Source organism: Anabaena sp. CCY 0017 (assembly GCF_963920885.1).
Classification (GTDB): domain Bacteria; phylum Cyanobacteriota; class Cyanobacteriia; order Cyanobacteriales; family Nostocaceae; genus Nodularia.
This window is the reverse complement of sequence record NZ_CAWUDG010000004.1, coordinates 242,498-260,350: the sequence shown is the minus strand read 5'-3', so window position 1 is coordinate 260,350 and position 17,853 is coordinate 242,498. Positions and strand designations below refer to the sequence as shown.

Genomic DNA, 17,853 nt, shown 5'->3' with positions numbered 1-17,853 from the left:
CACTTGCGCCTTCTTCGATTTCCTACTTTGTCTTTATACAAGCTGCAATCAATCAGGATTTTGGTAATTTAACCTCATTCCCTATGTACAGCTTTTGTTTTCTGTAGGTGATGTCTTATTAAAGATATCCCTAAAAGATTATTTTAAGCAGGAACGACTTGAACAATCAGTGAGCGTTTATCCAATGACTGGACTTTGCCTACTTCACTCAGAGCAGCAACAATGCGGTCTAGCATTTCTCCAGCTTGCTCGCGATGTTGATGTTCTCGACCTCGCAAACGTATAGCAAACTTCACTGAATCGCCTTTACTCAGCCATTGCGCCGCTTGCTCAATACGTAAATTGTAATCAGCTACGCCCACATTTGGACGGAATCGAACTTCCTTGACAGTGGGTCTAGCACTCTGGGTCTGACGTTTTTTCTTTTGATACTGAAGCTTACCATAGTTGATAATCTTCGCAACTGGCGTGTCTTTGCTTTCGGAGACTACAACCAGGTCAAGGTCTACACTTTCTGCTAGCTGTAAAGCTTCGGAAGTGTCAACCAGACCACGGTTATTATTCTCATGATCAATCAAGTAGACTTGACTTGACTTAATTTGCGAGTTGATTAGTTGTTTTTTGACTACGATAATGATTGCCTCTTCATAGAAATATACGGTATACGGGAAACTCAGTGTCTTTAGACCTGAGAAGGAAGCGACACGAGTCACTTTAGTCGCTGTGGTTATTCAATAGTTTGCTTTGCAAGCAATACTATACTAAGGTAACACAATCATAACTATCCTTCGTCTATCATTTGGTATGAAATATTAAGTTTTTAATGGCTCAAACGCAGAAGGACATTAATTTTTGCCAAACCGATTAATTTTTAAGGAGGTTGAGCCACTCGGAGGAAAACTTTGAACCCTAAGAGCTTACCTCTGTATATTTTCGTATTAAACCTTACCGTCTCTCCTGCGTAAGGAACCACGGTGTACACACAAGTCCAAAAACCTTTAATTTGGGTAGTGGCGTGGCAAGCTTAAAATGTTGCAAAAATTGGAGGTTTGGTTGACGTAACCAAACCTAACATCATTGGTAGCGTTTGGTTGCGCTGCGCTTAACCCAACCTACTTCTAATGCACTGTTTTAGGCTTGTCAGTCCAGTAGGGTGTGTTATGGACTTTATATAATAGTAGTTCTATATTTACAAAGCTGAAATCCTTCTTAATTGATTTTGGGGGCTTGCACGTCGCGAACTATTGGGTCAGAATTGAATTCTGGTATAGATTGGAGATAGGCAAGCTACTTCAAAAATTGACCCAAGAATCAGGATGGTTCTTATGAAGCGCAAAAATCAAATTGTCCTGACTTTAGTGTTGAAAAGCGCTGTTGTCTTTTCGCCGTTGCTGCTGTCTGCTGGTATCGCTAGTGGACAACTCAGGCCATCCGTTTCCCCAGAAGTCAAGACTGATCAGATAATATCTCATCAGCAGACGGAAAAGTTGGCTCAGTTGCCAGCACAACAACCGAATCCAGAGCAAGTTCCACCTGTTGGAGCGCAACCATTGAATAACACGGTTGTTTTGTTCAATGTGTGGTTGGTGATATTGAGTCTGTTTCCTGTGGCGGTGATTGCTTTATTCTGGCTGTTGCGAAAAGTGGCAATTCGTGAAATTGTTCATAGAGCAATGGCGCAGCTACAGGGGGTGGAAAATTTGCAACATCAGCTAACTATTGTCAAGCAAGATGCCGAAAACCTGATTCAAGAATCGAAGAAGATAAATCGGGAATTAGAGAAAGAAGTTGCAACTCTGCAAGCAAATATTAAAAAAGAGCAAGAAAGTTTAGCTAATTTGACTTCTGAACTGTTGCGGTCAAGAGATAATATTTTGATAGGTTTAGAAACAAAAATTCAAAATATTCAAGAAAATTTAGAGTCTGAATTTGTTGCCCGATTATCTCAATTAGGATTGGAAGCACAAGCAACAAGAGATAGAACAGTAGAAAATTTAGCAAGATTAGAATCTGAGCTAAATCATCAACTAGATGAATTACTGTTAGCATCTGCACAACAAAAAAATATAACTCTGGAAGATTTAGAAAAATATCGGCAGGAATTTATTTCTCAACTTTCTAGGTTAGAGTCTGAAACTCAGCAAGATAAGGATAAGACTGTTGAAAGTTTCACAAGTTTACAGGTGGATGCTGAAATAGAAAAGAATGCTATGATAGGCAATCTTAGAGAATTAGAAAAGTTCTTTAAATCAGAAGTATCTGAATTACAGTCTGAAACTCAGGAACAAAAAAATAGTATTTTTGAGAGTTTAGGCGGTTTGCAGGTAGATGCACAACAAGAAAAAGTTAAAATCCTGGAAACTTTAGGTGAGTTAGAGAATTTATTTAAAGCTCAAATAGCTGAATTACAGTTTGAAACTCAGGAACAAAAAAATAGTATTTTTGAGAGTTTAGGCGGTTTGCAGGTAGATGCACAACAAGAGAAAGATAGAACTCTAGAAAGTTTAAGGGAGTTGGAGAATTCATTTAAAGCTCAAATAGCTGAATTGCAGTCTGAGACTCAACAAGAACAAGATGCTATTTTGGAAACTTTAACAAAATTACAGTCAGGTTTTGCCTCTCAATTATCTGAGTTACAGGTGGATGCTCAAAACAGGAAAGAGCTAATTATTGCCAATTTAGAAGCATCATGTTCTGAGTTTACTGACCAATTTTCGGAATTACAATTAAATGCTCAACAACAAAAGTTGCTGATTCTGGAAAAGTTAGAAAAATTAGAGACGGATTTTGTGGCTCAACTTTCTGAGTTGCAGTTGGACGCTCAAGAACGCAAGAATATAATTTTGCAGGAGTTGGTGAATGCTGAACCGCCATTTGTTGCGGAAAAGGCAGAAATTCCAGAACAATTGGTGAATATTCAACCGCTATCTATTCCTGAAAAGGCAGAAATTCAGCCAGAACAGTCAGAGTTAGTTAATGATTACCTCCAAGAGGGAGACGAGTTATTTGCTCAAAGGAAATATGAAGAGGCGATCGCACTCTATGATAAAGTAGTAGCAGCTGATCGTGATAATCATGTAGCTTGGTTAAAACATGGTTTAACTCTAGGAAGATTGCAACGCTACAAAGATGCGATCGCTTCTTATGAACGAGCTATTGAAATTCAACCAGATTATCATCAGGCTTGGTGCGATCGCGGTGTGGCTTTTGGTAAACTAGGACAACAGCAAAAAGCTTTCGATTCTTTTGACAAAGCTACCCAAGTCAAACCTGATGATCCAGTGGCTTGGTTAAATCGTGGTCTGGCTTTGATAGAATTAGAAAGATATGAGGATGCGATCGCTAGTTTTGACAAAGCCATTGATATTAATCCCAATTCTGCCAAAGTCTGGGATAAACGTGGTTATGCTTTGGTAAGATTAGGAGAAGATGAAGATGCGATCGCTAGTTTTGACAAAGCATTAGAAATTAATCCTAATTATGCTACCGCTTATTATGATAAAGCCGCTTGTTATGCGCTGCAAAGACAACTGAAATTAGCTTTGGCAAATCTGCAACAAGCAATTGAACTGAATCCTAGATATCAAGAAGATGCGGCTTTTGATATTGATTTTGATGAAATTGCTGATGATAAAAGTTTTAGGGAATTGATATCGAAATAAATATGGAACCTCACCCCCAGCCCCTCTCCTTACCAAGGAGAGGGGAGTGAATGCTGAGTTTATGCTGACTGTAAATCAGGACATTTGGAAAGAAACTCAGATGCTTTATTTTTAGCGTCGGGGTTGTTGATATGTGCTGGTGTCGGTCGAATAATTCCTGCAAATAAATCATCTAACCCATAGGGAGTGAAAAATTCCCATTCCCTTTGTGCATCTAGTCGAACTCCCACAGCCGTAGCGGTGTGTAACCAGTTTTCAATTCCATTTTCTGTACTGGTGTAGGGTGTGCGCCCAGAACGCCAACGGGTAAAACTAGCTTGATTTTTGACATCAAACTGATAATTGGGAAATTGTGCGGTTAATTCTGCCTTTGCTGCTAGTTCCTGAGAACGGTCTCCTGTTTCATCAAAAAAGGCAATGTCGAAGTCTTTGATGAATAAACGACATTTTTGACCAAATACTGCACACCACACTGTATTTCGCACTGCACCCCCGGCTAACCACCAGTTAGGTAGATTGAGTTGAGTAATGGCAGGTAATACAATACCTACAGGTGTGTTAGCTAAAATTATCTGTAAGCGAGTGTTGCTATTCATTGACTTGCTGCGCGGTATTCGTAAAATACTAGAAAAAGCATGGAGATTGCAACCGTCAAGACTTAGGAATATGAATTAAATTACATCCAAATCTGGTTAATTGGTTACGATTGCCGCAATCATTGCACCCCACCCCGCAAGCGAGGAGGGGAACTGGATTTCCGGTTAAATTCCCCCCTCTCCTTACCTTCGCGTAGCGTCTCCCTTTGGGAGAAGGAGAGGGGCTGGGGGTGAGGTTCTATATTTGATTAAATCCGTCTTTCTCGAACAGGTATTTTCGTAATACCCGCCTGGAAGCGACAGACGGCTAAACTAATATTAATAGTATGAATAGCAATAATAGTATGACTGCTGCTACGACTGTAAAAACTGAGTACGAAGCGATTATTGGTCTAGAAACCCATTGTCAACTGAGTACCAATACCAAGATTTTCTCCAATAGCTCTACAGCTTTCGGTGCTGACCCTAATACTAACATCGACCCTGTGTGTATGGGTTTACCTGGGGTTTTACCTGTACTGAATGAAAAAGTCCTGGAATATGCTGTAAAAACAGGCTTGGCTTTGAATTGCCAAATCGCTAAATATAGCAAATTTGACCGTAAACAGTATTTTTATCCTGACCTGCCCAAAAATTACCAAATTTCTCAATATGACCTCCCCATAGCCGAACATGGTTGGTTAGAAATCGAAATGGTAGATGCTGAGGGGAACCCAATTCGTAAACGCATTGGTGTGACTCGTTTGCACATGGAAGAAGATGCAGGAAAACTTGTACACGCGGGAAGCGATCGCCTCTCTGGATCTAGCTATTCTCTGGTAGACTACAATCGCGCAGGTGTGCCATTAGTAGAAATTGTCTCGGAACCTGACTTGCGTTCTGGTGAAGAAGCTGCTGAATACGCCCAAGAAATCCGCAGAATTGTGCGTTATCTCGGTGTCAGTGATGGCAATATGCAAGAAGGTTCTCTGCGTTGCGATGTCAATATCTCGGTGCGTCCAGTGGGACGAGAACAGTTTGGCGTGAAGGTAGAAATTAAGAATATGAACTCGTTCAACGCCATTCAACGGGCGATTGATTACGAAATTGAACGCCAAATTGCATCTATTGAAGCGGGTGAACCGATTATCCAAGAAACTCGCCTGTGGGAAGAAGGCTCTCAACGCACAAGTAGTATGCGGGTGAAGGAAGGTTCCAGTGATTACCGATATTTCCCTGAACCAGATTTAACACCGATTGAGGTGTCTAACACGCAATTAGAAGCATGGCGCAGCGAACTTCCCGAACTTCCCGCCTACAAACGTCATCATTATGAAAGTGATTTGGGGCTTTCGGTTTATGATGCACGAGTGTTGACAGAAGACCGCACCGTGGCTGATTATTTTGAAACTGCAATTAAATCTGGTGCAAATGCCAAAGCTGCTGCTAACTGGATTACTCAAGATATCGCCGCCTACTTGAACAAGCAAAAACTCAGTATTACTGAGATTGCTTTAACTCCGCCTCATTTAGCTGAGGTAATTACTCTGATTGAATCAGGAAAAATTAGTAATGCCCAAGCAAAACAAAAGCTACCAGACTTACTTGCTGGTGTTTCCCCGGAGAAAGCCTTTGCAGGTCAAGAGTTAATCACTGATCCTAGTGTACTAGAACCGATCATTGATGAAGCGATCGCCGCTAACCCCAAAGAGCTAGAAAAGTATCGCAACGGCAATACAAAGCTCAAAGGCTTCTTTGTGGGACAGGTTTTGAAGAAAACCGACAAGCGAGCCGACCCTCAGTTAACTAATGAATTAGTGGAGAAAAAACTGAATACGTAAGTATTCATCAGTTCTTTACACAATTTATTCATCATATCTTTACAAAGATGGCAGCAAAAGAGGTTACACCCCTCACACCTAAAGAGCTATTCTGTCTGAAGTAGATGAACCCTAATGATCTGGAGAGTTGCATCAGTAGCTCTCCTGATTTTTTGCTGATTTATCCTTGGCGGTGTGACCGAAGAACCACGGGAGACATAAAATTTTCAGCTAAAACGAATGTTCGTAGGAAGTTGCAGATGATCATCAACCCTGAAAATGTACCCAGTTGGACAACTTCAACATACCCCGATAAATTTAAACCTCTCGTCTGCGGGAGAGTAAAACAGGCGTTAGAAAATGCAGCCGGATTGAAAAATTTCGGTGTCAACTTAGTTACACTTACACCAGGAAGTTGTTCTGCTCTCAGACACTGGCATACTAAACAAGATGAGTTTATTTATGTCATCAAAGGTGAAGTCACACTAATTACTAACACGGGAGAGCAAATTCTCATACCCGGAATGATGGCAGGTTTCCCATCAGGTGAAGAAGATGGACACCAATTAGTAAATCGCTCCCATGAAATAGTAGTTTATTTAGAAATTGGTGATAGAACTCCTGATGATCAAGTAAACTATCCAGACCATGACTTGATTGCTCAACCTAGTGCTGATGGAAATCGCATTTTTACAGACAAAAATGGTGCTTTGTATGAGGCTTAACACAGAACAAAAATCAAGTTGGGTTGCTGAAACCAAGTGGGATTGAAAAATTCAACCCCTTAATATGTCAGGGGTCGAGAATGTGTGTTTTTAGAAAAAAGAAACTTATCCGTTAAGTGCAAGTGGATAGAAAATTGGTATAAGTTATTAGTCATAACTTGACATCTCAATAATCAATGGTGAACTCTACCCTCCTTGCCACACTCTATGTCAATCCTGTCCAGGGGAATGATTCCAATCCTGGTTCTCGGTCGAGTCCGTTTAAAAGTCTTACCCGTGCCTTAAAAGCCAACAAAAAACCCTTAATTATTCAGTTGACCTCCGGGACTTATCGCGCAGCTAATGGTGAGGTGTTTCCCATAATTATTCCTGCGGGGGTGACAGTAGTCGGTAACGAAGCTAATAAAGGGGCGGGAATTGTGATTTCCGGCAGTGGTGAGTATCAAAGTCCTAGCTTTGGTCTGCAAAGTATTACATTATTATTGCAAGGGAATGCCAGCCTCTTAGGTGTGAGTGTCACTAATCCTGTATCTAAAGGCACGGGTGTCTGGATTGAATCAGCAGTCACAAATGTGGCTAATAATACTTTAATTAACTGTGGTCGAGAAGGTATCTTTGTTACTGGTAATTCTAAACCCGCCATTCAGGATAATGTGTTTAGACAAAATGCTGCCAGTGGCTTGATGATGGCGCGTCATAGCAAGGGAGAAGTGATGCGGAATGTCTTTCATCAAAACTCTTTGGGCATAGCCATCAGTGACTTTGCTGCCCCCTTAATCGCAGATAACACCATCTCAGATAACCGTTCCGCGATCGCTCTTTCTCGGAATGCTAGACCAGTGCTACGTCATAATCTGATTACTAAAAATACTCAAGGCGGGATGTTAGTCAATGGTGAAGCTATCCCAGATTTAGGTAATAACCAAGATGCGGCTGGCAATATTTTTGGTAATAATAGCCTATTCGATTTAGAGAACTCCACATCAAAGCCGCTCGTTTCAGCAGGTAATCAGTTGAATCCTACCCAAGTTAAAGGCAGGGTAGATTTTATGGCTGTCCTAGAAGACAATCCGCGCAGTATCTCCGGTAGCAGCAGTATTTTTTCTGATTTAGCTGGACATTGGGCAGCAGATTTTGTGGAAGCATTGGTGAGGAGGGGTGCGATTAGCGGCTTTCGTGATGGCACTTTTGCTCCCGATGCCCCAATCAATCGTTCTCAGTATGCGGCCATCATTGCCAAAACTTTTCAGTTACCTTCCAGAAATTCAGGTAGTAGATTTACAGATGTGAACCCCAGCTTTTGGGCAGCATCAGCCATTTTGAAAACGGCTGAAATGGGGTTTATTAGTGGTTTTCCTGATGGGACGTTTCGAGGCGGACAAAATTTGACCAAAGTACAAGCCATAGTATCTATAGTTAATGGCTTAAAACTAACAGGCGGTAATCCCCAGGTGTTAAATGTGTATCGCGATCGCGCTCAAATTCCCACTTATGCTACTAATGCTGTCTCCGTGGCTACCCAAAAATTACTGGTGGTGAACTATCCCCAAGCCGAACAACTAGAACCTCTGCGAGATATAACTCGTGCTGAAGTAGCAGCATTTATTTATCAAGCCTTGGTAGCCAACAGTCAGGAAAAGGCGATCGCATCACCCTATATAGTCAGCCCTGATGTTAATCTTCCCGGATTTACCGATATTAGTGGACATTGGGCAGAACCCTTTATTCGGGGGTTAGCTAGCATGAATTTAACTCATGGTTTTGCTGATGGTAGCTACCAGCCAGATCAACCCATGACTCGCGCCCAATATGCAGCTTTAGTCGCGGTAGCCTTTAATCCCACACCCAAACGCCCCGCACCTGATTTTGTGGACGTATCCCCTGATTTTTGGGCTTATAAAGCCTTACAAATTGCCGCTAGCAGTGGCTTTGTCAGTGGATTTGGCGATCGCACCTTCCGCCCGGCTCAAAATGTGCAAAGGTTACAGGTAATTGTCTCCCTAGTGAATGGACTTACCCTACCAACAGCTAATAACAATGCTTTACTCACTTATACTGATAGTCAGACAATTCCTGATTATGCTCGTCCGGCAGTTTTAACCGCTACACAGCAAAAAATTGTTGTCAATTACCCCAACCCCAAACAACTTGTACCAACGCGGGAAGCAACACGCGCCGAAGTAGCCGCAATGGTTTATCAGGCATTAGTCGCTATTCAGCGAACCTCAACCATTAATTCCACCTATATTGTTTAGACAGTCAGCAATTGACCAAGTAAAATGAAAGACACTATTTATCAGCCTGGAAATCCTTGGTAACAAATCCTGTAGCTAAAAACACGATAGGCTATAAGCGCTGGGAAAACAATTTATACCCCTCGTCTGAAGCCAATAGTCCCATGATCACAACAGCCTCACAAACATCTGCTGAATTAGCGATCGCTCTATTAACTCACTATAGCTTTGACCTCAGTGGCCATACTGCCAGTGAGCTAATTAAACGTTGGCAAACTCAATATCCAGTACATTGGCTCCACTTGGCAGTAGTTGAAGCGCTATATCAAGGACGCTATAAAGGAATTTCAGTGCAGCAAATTTTAGCATTTTGGCAACGGCGAGGACAGGTTATTTATCATTTCAATATGGAATTTGAACGCCTGATTTGTAGCAAGTTTCCCGAAAACTTAACTGAATTGGCTGCACCAGTTCTACCTGCTATCAAGCCACAAATTCCCACTGAGTCAGCATCTATTCCTCAACCAGTTGCAGCTAATCCCTTACCTGCTATGGTGGGTAATCGGTATAGGCAAACTCAAACTGCAACTATACAAGCGAGGAATATACAAGAGGAGGAGAAGCCAGTCGAAAATATATTAGTATCTTCCACTCTCAGCACTGCTACCTCTGCTACTCAGTCCAGCCTGAACTCACAAAATAATTTTCATAAAAATTCTCCTTCACCAAAACCTCACCAGTCCACAAAACTACTACCGCCATCTGCCAATCATCCACCCATTGGACAATTCACTCCCACAAGCAGCAATCACTCTGATTCATTTACGTCAAAACTAAAAGCGATGTCAGATGATCAGCGATAATGCCTCTATGCCCAGGAAGAACTCAATACTCATATTTATAAATTCTAGGTTGGGTAATCCTAACTAGAAATTTTCAGCATTCTTCTATTTTGAGTTTGCTATGTTTCAAACTAATATAATCTCACTCTTACTAATATCTATTTTATAAATATAGCGATCCTATTTGATTATTGAAAAAATCTAAGGAAGACGGTGCGTTACACTTCGTGATAACACACCCTACTGGCGTGGCAAGGCTAAAATGTTGCAAAAAATTGTAGGTTGGGTTGACGTTAGGAAACCCAATATCCTTGGCAGCGTTGGGTTGCGCTGCGCTTAACCCAACCTACATCAAATGCACTATTTTAAGCTTGTCACGCCACTACGTGTATTTCATAAATCAAATAGGATTCCTATATATAAATTCTGTTTGAGAGTAAAAATACTAAATATATTCGACCGCTACAAAATTAAAATATGCGTGGTGCAAAAACCTTGTAGGGATAATTCACAAATTTTTTTTACTCTAATATGATGAATGCATACTATGTTACTGTGAATAAGCATCTTGCCTTAAATCAGCACGAAAACTGCTCATATTGGTAAAGATTTGGTTAAAGTTTTTGTGTAACAATCATCCATGAATTTGAATACTGATCAGAGATTAATTAGTCAGGTAACATACTCGAAAGCATTACGTTCTCAGCTTCCGCCTGAAGCATTTGCACCCGACGCAAGTAAGTTAATTATCCTGGTAATTAACCTAGCAATTTTGATAATGGGCTGGGTAATAGCAGATAATTTAGATAGTTGGTCAATATATCTTTTATGGCTATATTTACCTCTAACAATTATTATGGGCAATAGCGTAATTGCCTTATTATTTAGCTCCCATGATTTGATGCATGGCAGCGTGATTAGAAACTCAAATCTAGCCTACGTTATCAGTTTTCTAGGTTTGACAATGTTATGGATGCCGCCAACCTTATGGAAGTCAGTTCATAACCGGGTACATCATAGTCAAACCAATGACTTGGGTGATCCGGATCGTAATTACTTAGATAAACAGTCTAAAACCTGGGGTAAATGGATTCATAATCTATTTGTGCCTTCACTAGAAGTCAATCCCTTTTGGTTATTAGTGGGAATGGCATCGGCATGGGGAGTACATAATTTTCGCAATCTGACATCGGTATTATTTTTTAATAGTAAGTCTGTCGATTATGTGCCGGCAGCATTTACAGTTAGTGCCAAAGACCGTCGAGCGATTGCGGGTGAAATTTTGCTCATGTCAATAATTCATCTAGCTATCTTAGTTTATTTAGAATTTAACCCTCTAAAACTCATACTAGGCTACTTTTTACCCATTGCCATTGGCTATGCAGGTTTGATGTTTTATATTTATACTAATCATCTGCTTTGTCCGATGACCGATGTTAATGATCCGTTGGTAAATTCTACATCATTACGGGTTTACAAGTTTTTTGACTTGTTACATTTTAATTTCTCACACCATACAGAACATCACATTTTCCCAGGCATGAACTCTGATTATTATGTTCAGGTGCGAGAGTTGTTAGAAACTGATTATGCCGATAAATTTAATTTATTAGATGCCCAAGAAGCTTGGCGTTTATTAATGCTAAGTCATCGGCATTACAAAGATGAAAATACTTTGACAGATTGGGCAGGAAAAATCACTATGCCTTGTCCCCTCAATCAAAAAGTGAAAGTTTAACTTTCTGCAAATTAACCCCTCTCCTTGCTTTCGCGTAGCGTCTCCCTTTGGGAGAAGGAGAGGGGTTGGGGGTGAAGTTCTGTATTTTATACTACCTCTGAGAAGATTCAATTTAACGGCTCAAGTGTAGTTCTTAAACCGTTACTATTCAGAATATTGACCATTTCATCGGCATTATTGCGATCGCTAAAAACTCCCACTTGCATAACTCTACGACCTTGGCGGATAGTCGGAAACGCATCTGGTGCTAAGTTTCGCACTATGGCTCGTTCTTGATCAGTTGCAACATTCACAACTACGCGATAACGTACACCAGGCTGAACTCTAGCAGGTGGTAAGTATGCAGTTGTCGGACTTGGGCGAGTATTACCCAGAGGTGATTCGCCAAAGGGAGGTGTTGCTGATGAAGATGGTAACTGGGGAGCAGTAAATTCTACAATATTGGGATCAATCCGCACATAATTCATCTGGGACTGATTAGCCTGGTTTGGCTGACCAGAAGCAGAAGAGGTAATTTCTTCGTTGCTTGGGATGGTACGATTTGCAATAGTCCGACGCTGAGGAATGTTCGCTGCGGGTGCTGTTTGAGCGTTGAAATCTACTTTACCAGCAATGCGATTTTGGGACAAATTGTTACCAGCAGCCGGAATTATCTCCTTTGTGGCACTAGCATTAATGTCGTGGCGAGCATTATTACGAAATTCGTTACCACCTGGTTCAGCAATAGTACCTAAATTGGGGATTGATTGCGCGATCGCCACTAAACCATCTTCTCTATTACCTTGAATTAAATTATTCCGTAAAATCGGCCGAGCATTAGCTTGGACGATAATCCCAGAGCGATTGTTTTGAATTTGATTACTGACCACTACAGGAGCAGCATTTTGGGTAATATTAATTCCAAATCCTGTTTGATCAAAAACATTTTCCCGGACTTCTGGCTGGGAATCACCGCCAATAGTCATGCCATTTGCCCCATTCCGATGAAAGTAATTTTGGCTAATTGTGGGCGCACTATCACCAGTCAGAGAAATCCCATCTTGAGTATTACCAGTAAATGTGTTGTTCATAATCACGGGATTGCTCGATTCAATCCACAAACCATAACCACGGGGATTAGAATTTGTTACCGTTACCCCAGTTAACTTGGCTTCGTCTGCGCCAATAATTGTGACGTTTTGACCGCCAAAGCTGCTACTGAGGAATCCACCACCGCCTTGAATTGTAATTCCTTGTCCTTTATTACCAGTATCCCCTTGAATAGCAACACCCGATTTGAGCTTGAGAGGAAAGATTTCTCCCGTGTCAGCACTATAAATTCCAGGGGAGAGCATAATCACTGTATTGGGAGAGGCTACTCGCAACGCTTGAGTAATTGTTTGCAAAGGAGCGCTTTCACTACCATTACCCAAGGTGTTATTTCCCCCATTGGGATTAACAAATAACACTTTCACTTGAGACACAGTGCTTTCCACCGATGGCATTTGAGCCAAGGCCTTACCGGGGCTGATACTCAGTAACGTGACACCTGTCAATCCTAAACCAAGGGTGAAAGACAAAATAGAAGAAACTAAAGGTAAGACTGATTTCAGGGAAGAATTTGACCTGTAAACCTGGGAATTTAGCTTTAATTGCCATCTCTGTGCTGGGTGATATTCTGAATACATAAGGAGATAAATTCACTTTAAATAAGTCCTAACAATAAAGTTTTATACCCTTAGCACCAGAATGTCGATAATTATATATATTGATTACAAATTGACAATGACTGTGCTGAAGCAGTAGCATAATGCACCAAAGCCTTAATCATGGTGTGTTACGGATTTCATGCTAACGCATCCTACAATACTTAATTTTTTTCATAAATCAAATAGGATTCCTCTATTACCAACGGAAACTTTACCTTTGAGGTACTCAGCGAGCTAAAGCTATGAACACTGGGATTTTGGCGATCGCCTTAGCCAGCATACATTTATTTTCAGGTAAACTAAGATCACTCAAAAAGATCCTACATAGTCGTTACATATCCTTTGGGAGTGGGGTATCTGTTGCTTATGTCTTTATCCACATTTTGCCAGAATTGAGTCAAGCACAAGTAACATTCCAAAGCAGTGTAAATATATTGAATTTTTTAGAGCATCATATTTATTTGGTGGCACTTTTAGGTTTAACAGTTTTTTACGGCTTGGAGCGATTCGCGAGAACAGCGCGTCAACGCCCTCAAAAAATAGCAAACACAGATGTAACTTATTTAGATTTCTTTTGGATACACATTGGTGCTTTTGCTATTTATAATCTCTTAATTGGTTACTTGCTAGTACATCGAGAAGAATCAGGTATCCAGAGTTTATTCTCATTTTCTTTGGCGATGGCGCTGCATTTTATGGTCAATGATCATGCTTTGCGTGAACATCACCAAAAAATATATGACAAAATGGGACGCTGGTTGTTAGCAATAGCGATAATTATTGGTTGGTTTATTGGCATATCTACAAAAATTCATCAGGCAGTTGTGGCAGTTTTATTTGCCTTTTTAGCCGGAGGTATTGTACTCAATGTACTCAAGGAAGAACTACCCGAAGTGAGAAAAAGCTGTTTTTGGTCATTTGCTTTCGGTACACTCAGTTATGCAATTATCCTATTATCTCTTTAATACAAAGTATAAGTAAGTAAAATTGTTTACTAGTAACAATTAAAATTATATCTCTTCAATATCGAGCAATTGACATCTCACAAACAAAGGCATCTTGCTTGTTACTCAAGTGCGTTCTGACATATATGGTTTTTGTCCAGTTTAAGATATATTATAAAGTCGTCCCTAAATCTTTGTCAGCTATGTATTAAGCTATTTATGTATAAATATATAGTCAATCGCTACTTATTTTTCAGATCGCCGTACTAAAAATTTTTAATCAAAATGTCTAAAAGTGTGGATATTACGTCATTTAACGAAAGTAATAATAGGGTTGTTGTCATGGTCGAGTCAAACAGCCAAAAAGCACAAATGCAGCAGGTGGTTTACCGCATTTTAGATGCCAATCTAGACCGCGCCCGCGAAGGCTTGCGAATTATTGAAGAATGGTGTCGCTTTGGGTTAAATAACGCTCAATTACTGGGTGAATGCAAGTATCTCCGCCAAGAGTTGGCTCACTGGCATACTGCTGAACTGCGGGCGGCGCGAGATACACCAGGTGATCCCGGTACAGAGTTGACCCATCCCCAGGAAGAACAACGCTCTAGTATTAAAGCCCTATTACAAGCAAATTTTTGTCGCGTCCAAGAAGCAATGCGGGTGCTGGAAGAATACGGTAAGCTGTACCATCCCAATATGGGCAAAGCTTTGAAGCAGATGCGCTATCGTGTTTATGCCCTAGAGACTAGTTTAATGGGCTATCAGCGCCATCAACTACTGTGGCGATCGCATTTATATCTAGTCACTTCTCCCTCAGAAACGTTGTTAAAAACGGTGGAAGCGGCACTCAAAGGGGGATTAACCCTGGTACAGTACCGTGATAAAACCACTGATGATACTGTGCGTCTGGAACAAGCGACAAAATTACGGCAACTATGCCATTCTTATGGTGCTTTGTTTATCGTGAATGACCGTGTGGATGTAGCTTTGGCTGTGGATGCCGATGGGGTACATTTGGGACAACAAGATATGCCCATTGCTATGGCTAGACAATTACTCGGACATCAGCGTTTAATCGGGCGTTCGACGACAAATGCTGACGAAATGCAAAAAGCAATTGCTGAAGGTGCAGACTATATTGGTGTTGGGCCAGTTTATGAAACTCCCACGAAAGCCAACAAGCCAGCAGCCGGCTTAGAATATGTCAGCTACGCCGCCCGAAATAGCTCAATTCCTTGGTTTGCTATTGGGGGTATAGATGCGAATAATATCAACGATGTGATCGAAGCTGGAGCCGAACGTGTCGCGATGGTAAGAGCTATCATCGAAGCTGAACAGCCTACCCTAGTCACACAATATTTGGTTTCCCAACTACATCGGATTAAACCATAACTTTCAATTCTTGTCCAGACGCGATTTATCGCGTCTCAACACTCCACACTTTGAAAATGTCTAATCAAATTAGCCTCCAGGTAAATGGGGAAACTCGTACTTGCTTGTCTCAAACTCCTTTACCAGATTTACTTCAACAGTTAGGTTTTAATCCCCGTTTAATTGCGGTGGAGTATAACGGTGAAATTTTACATCGTCAATTTTGGTCACAAACCCAAATCCAGCCAGGCGATCGCCTAGAAATTGTTACCATTGTCGGGGGTGGTTAATTCAATAAACCATTGGGGATAGGTTCAGAAAGGTACAGCGAACGGTGAAGGGTTTTGCGTCTGGCTAATTCTTTACCTTTGCGACCGAGTTGTTCACGCAACTGTTGGTCATTACACAATCGTTTGAAAGCTTGAAAAACGTCGTATCCAGATTTCGGATTTACCAGCAGACCATTTTCTTCATGACGCACAATATCAATTACCGAGCCTAAACGAGAAGCAATCACAGGTTTACCAAAGTAACTGGCTTCTAAGTAGACAATGCCAAAACCTTGGATATAGGCTTTTGTATCTAATAAAGTTAACATGGCAAACAGATCGCAGGCTGCATAATAGCCAGCCAATTCACTATCTGGGACATATCCAGTCAAGTGTACCCGTTTGTCTACCCGCAAGCGTTGCGCTAAAGTTTTTAATGCCGGTTCAGATGGCCCTTGACCGCAAATTATATAGTGAACATCGACTCCAATATTGAGCAGTAGGGGTAAATTTTCAATTACGCGATCGAAGCTTTTCTGCTTGACTAACCTTCCTACAGAAAGAATCACTATGGCGGTTTCGGGAATATTGTACGCTTCCCGCACCCGTTGACGCAAATCATCAAGATTACCTGGATTTTTGTCCACACCAAATTTTTCTGGTCTGACTATAGGTTGAATGACGTGGGTAGGAGTTTGTAAGCGAAAAGACTTGCGGAGATAATCTTGAGTTACGTAACTGTTGCAAATAATTCCTTCAGCGCGTCTTAAAGTCAATTTAAAGAGCGATCGCCAGACAGGATGGTGTACAGTATCGACAATATCACTACCATGCAGATGAATAAAAAAGCGTATGGGTAGAATATAACTCAATAGCAATAACGCCGGAAATTCGTAACCGTGACCCCACTCAATATAACGGTAGTGATAACGCAAATATAGTTTGATAGCTAGGAAAAACGCACAAACTAAATCAATAGCAGGCTGAAATAAACTCCCCAGAAAACCACCCAACCAGTATCGAGAATTTGGCCAGCGATGCACAGGAAACTTTTGAGCCTGATCAAATACTTGATCACCAGCACAACCAGCAGCCAAAACAACTACCCGTTCTGGATCTTGAAGACAGCGATTATAGAGATATTCTCCAATGACTGCCTTTTTTGGCAGAAATAAATGAGATATTACCAAGATATCAGGAGATGCAGTTTGATCTCTGATTTTTGTTGGCAGTTGTGAGATATTTTCCATGCTACTTTTGATAAATTGAATTCAAATAATATGCAAGTTTTGATACTGTAATTCAGGTGCAGCGAAATGAACTAAAGACGAAATAGGATGCTTTGTTGCGTGAAGATATCTGCTACTTTGAGATTGGCAGTTTCCGTGTTTTTCAAATTTCTTGACAGTAAATTTTACCACCTGTCATTAACACAGTAAATGCTGAAATATTTGTATACATGATTGCCACTCTGTAAAATATTGCTTTGAAAAACATAAGATGCCATTTTTTTTGAGCCAATGCATTACAAATATCTCAGCAATATTTTAGAACATTAAGTATGGGGAATTATTTATTATTTGTGTGAAGTGTGGCTTAATTATATGATTGGTTGATAAATTTTCAGAATTGGGAATTTGAATCAAACCATAACTAGAAATAAATACCTAAAAGTTGCTAATTATAGTCAAGGTTATAGCTAATAAACTGCTACAAAGCTTACTAAAATTTGTTTATATTAATAGACTATCCTAGATAACCGAAGACGTAATGCCAAAATGCCAAAATTACTATGAATTTTTGGTGGCATATATAGCAAAGTGCTGAGTTCTGTTAGCGGTAGCGGGGCGTTTAGCCCGTGCTGAGTTCTGAGTTGAAACCAAGTAGGGGCGCAAGGCCTTGCGCCCCTGCCGTGTGGTCTATTGACCTGAAAATACCTGTAAGCGGAAATCTCTACCGTGTACAAACTCGTGACTTCCAGCCAT

At 40.8% G+C, this 17,853-nt stretch carries 13 protein-coding genes; 9 read left to right on the top strand and 4 right to left on the bottom strand.

Features of this window, described 5'->3' with window-relative positions; genetic code table 11:
• Positions 1-143: 143 nt before the first annotated feature.
• Positions 144-713: a translation initiation factor IF-3 gene (gene infC / locus ACM0OW_RS07500; RefSeq protein WP_414549401.1), complete on the bottom strand. Its 570-nt coding sequence runs from the start codon at positions 711-713 to the stop codon at positions 144-146.
• A 612-nt stretch (positions 714-1,325) separates the two neighbouring features.
• Between infC and ACM0OW_RS07495 the strand changes: the two genes are divergently transcribed.
• Entirely contained in the window at positions 1,326-3,662 is a 2,337-nt protein-coding gene (locus tag ACM0OW_RS07495; protein ID WP_414549400.1) for a tetratricopeptide repeat protein, read from the top strand.
• A 59-nt stretch (positions 3,663-3,721) separates the two neighbouring features.
• Here ACM0OW_RS07495 and ACM0OW_RS07490 read toward each other — a convergent pair whose 3' ends face one another.
• Positions 3,722-4,258, bottom strand: coding sequence for a nucleotidyltransferase family protein (locus ACM0OW_RS07490; RefSeq protein WP_414549399.1), 537 nt, complete (start codon positions 4,256-4,258; stop codon positions 3,722-3,724).
• Positions 4,259-4,602: 344 nt separating this feature from the next.
• Between ACM0OW_RS07490 and gatB the strand changes: the two genes are divergently transcribed.
• From gatB to ACM0OW_RS07465, 5 genes are all read left to right on the top strand, one after another.
• Entirely contained in the window at positions 4,603-6,078 is a 1,476-nt protein-coding gene (gene gatB, locus ACM0OW_RS07485) for an Asp-tRNA(Asn)/Glu-tRNA(Gln) amidotransferase subunit GatB (RefSeq protein WP_414549488.1), read from the top strand.
• Positions 6,079-6,317: 239 nt separating this feature from the next.
• Entirely contained in the window at positions 6,318-6,782 is a 465-nt protein-coding gene (locus ACM0OW_RS07480) for a cupin domain-containing protein (protein ID WP_414549398.1), read from the top strand.
• A gap of 176 nt (positions 6,783-6,958) precedes the next feature.
• Positions 6,959-9,037: an S-layer homology domain-containing protein gene (locus ACM0OW_RS07475; RefSeq protein WP_414549397.1), complete on the top strand. Its 2,079-nt coding sequence runs from the start codon at positions 6,959-6,961 to the stop codon at positions 9,035-9,037.
• A 143-nt stretch (positions 9,038-9,180) separates the two neighbouring features.
• Positions 9,181-9,879, top strand: coding sequence for a hypothetical protein (locus ACM0OW_RS07470; protein ID WP_414549396.1), 699 nt, complete (start codon positions 9,181-9,183; stop codon positions 9,877-9,879).
• 619 nt (positions 9,880-10,498) lie between these two features.
• Positions 10,499-11,596, top strand: a complete 1,098-nt coding sequence (locus ACM0OW_RS07465; RefSeq protein WP_414549395.1) for a fatty acid desaturase family protein — start codon at positions 10,499-10,501, stop codon at positions 11,594-11,596.
• A gap of 107 nt (positions 11,597-11,703) precedes the next feature.
• Here the strand turns inward: ACM0OW_RS07465 and ACM0OW_RS07460 are convergent, their stop codons facing one another.
• Positions 11,704-13,263: a DUF1565 domain-containing protein gene (locus ACM0OW_RS07460; RefSeq protein WP_414549394.1), complete on the bottom strand. Its 1,560-nt coding sequence runs from the start codon at positions 13,261-13,263 to the stop codon at positions 11,704-11,706.
• Between the two features lie 263 nt (positions 13,264-13,526).
• Between ACM0OW_RS07460 and ACM0OW_RS07455 the strand changes: the two genes are divergently transcribed.
• The 3 genes from ACM0OW_RS07455 (at position 13,527) to thiS (ending at position 15,889) form a co-directional block, all read left to right on the top strand.
• Positions 13,527-14,249: a hypothetical protein gene (locus ACM0OW_RS07455; RefSeq protein WP_414549393.1), complete on the top strand. Its 723-nt coding sequence runs from the start codon at positions 13,527-13,529 to the stop codon at positions 14,247-14,249.
• Positions 14,250-14,513: 264 nt separating this feature from the next.
• Positions 14,514-15,620, top strand: coding sequence for a thiamine phosphate synthase (locus tag ACM0OW_RS07450; RefSeq protein WP_414549392.1), 1,107 nt, complete (start codon positions 14,514-14,516; stop codon positions 15,618-15,620).
• A 56-nt stretch (positions 15,621-15,676) separates the two neighbouring features.
• Positions 15,677-15,889 (top strand): sulfur carrier protein ThiS, encoded by a 213-nt coding sequence (gene thiS / locus ACM0OW_RS07445; RefSeq protein WP_414549391.1) that lies wholly within the window; start codon positions 15,677-15,679, stop codon positions 15,887-15,889.
• On the opposite strand, the gene ACM0OW_RS07440 is transcribed toward thiS, so the two are convergent.
• Entirely contained in the window at positions 15,886-17,118 is a 1,233-nt protein-coding gene (locus ACM0OW_RS07440; protein WP_414549390.1) for a glycosyltransferase family 4 protein, read from the bottom strand. The genes thiS and ACM0OW_RS07440 overlap by 4 nt on opposite strands.
• Between the last annotated feature and the right edge of the window lie 735 nt (positions 17,119-17,853).

Bases quoted from the DNA above. Each gene is read 5' to 3' on its own strand.
- ACM0OW_RS07495 (WP_414549400.1), top strand. From the start codon at position 1,326: ATGAAGCGCAAAAATCAAATTGTCCTGACTTTAGTGTTGAAAAGCGCT.
- ACM0OW_RS07490 (WP_414549399.1), bottom strand. From the start codon at position 4,258: ATGAATAGCAACACTCGCTTACAGATAATTTTAGCTAACACACCTGTA.
- gatB (WP_414549488.1), top strand. From the start codon at position 4,603: ATGACTGCTGCTACGACTGTAAAAACTGAGTACGAAGCGATTATTGGT.
- ACM0OW_RS07480 (WP_414549398.1), top strand. From the start codon at position 6,318: ATGATCATCAACCCTGAAAATGTACCCAGTTGGACAACTTCAACATAC.
- ACM0OW_RS07475 (WP_414549397.1), top strand. From the start codon at position 6,959: ATGGTGAACTCTACCCTCCTTGCCACACTCTATGTCAATCCTGTCCAG.
- ACM0OW_RS07470 (WP_414549396.1), top strand. From the start codon at position 9,181: ATGATCACAACAGCCTCACAAACATCTGCTGAATTAGCGATCGCTCTA.
- ACM0OW_RS07465 (WP_414549395.1), top strand. From the start codon at position 10,499: ATGAATTTGAATACTGATCAGAGATTAATTAGTCAGGTAACATACTCG.
- ACM0OW_RS07460 (WP_414549394.1), bottom strand. From the start codon at position 13,263: ATGTATTCAGAATATCACCCAGCACAGAGATGGCAATTAAAGCTAAAT.
- ACM0OW_RS07455 (WP_414549393.1), top strand. From the start codon at position 13,527: ATGAACACTGGGATTTTGGCGATCGCCTTAGCCAGCATACATTTATTT.
- ACM0OW_RS07450 (WP_414549392.1), top strand. From the start codon at position 14,514: ATGTCTAAAAGTGTGGATATTACGTCATTTAACGAAAGTAATAATAGG.
- thiS (WP_414549391.1), top strand. From the start codon at position 15,677: ATGTCTAATCAAATTAGCCTCCAGGTAAATGGGGAAACTCGTACTTGC.
- ACM0OW_RS07440 (WP_414549390.1), bottom strand. From the start codon at position 17,118: ATGGAAAATATCTCACAACTGCCAACAAAAATCAGAGATCAAACTGCA.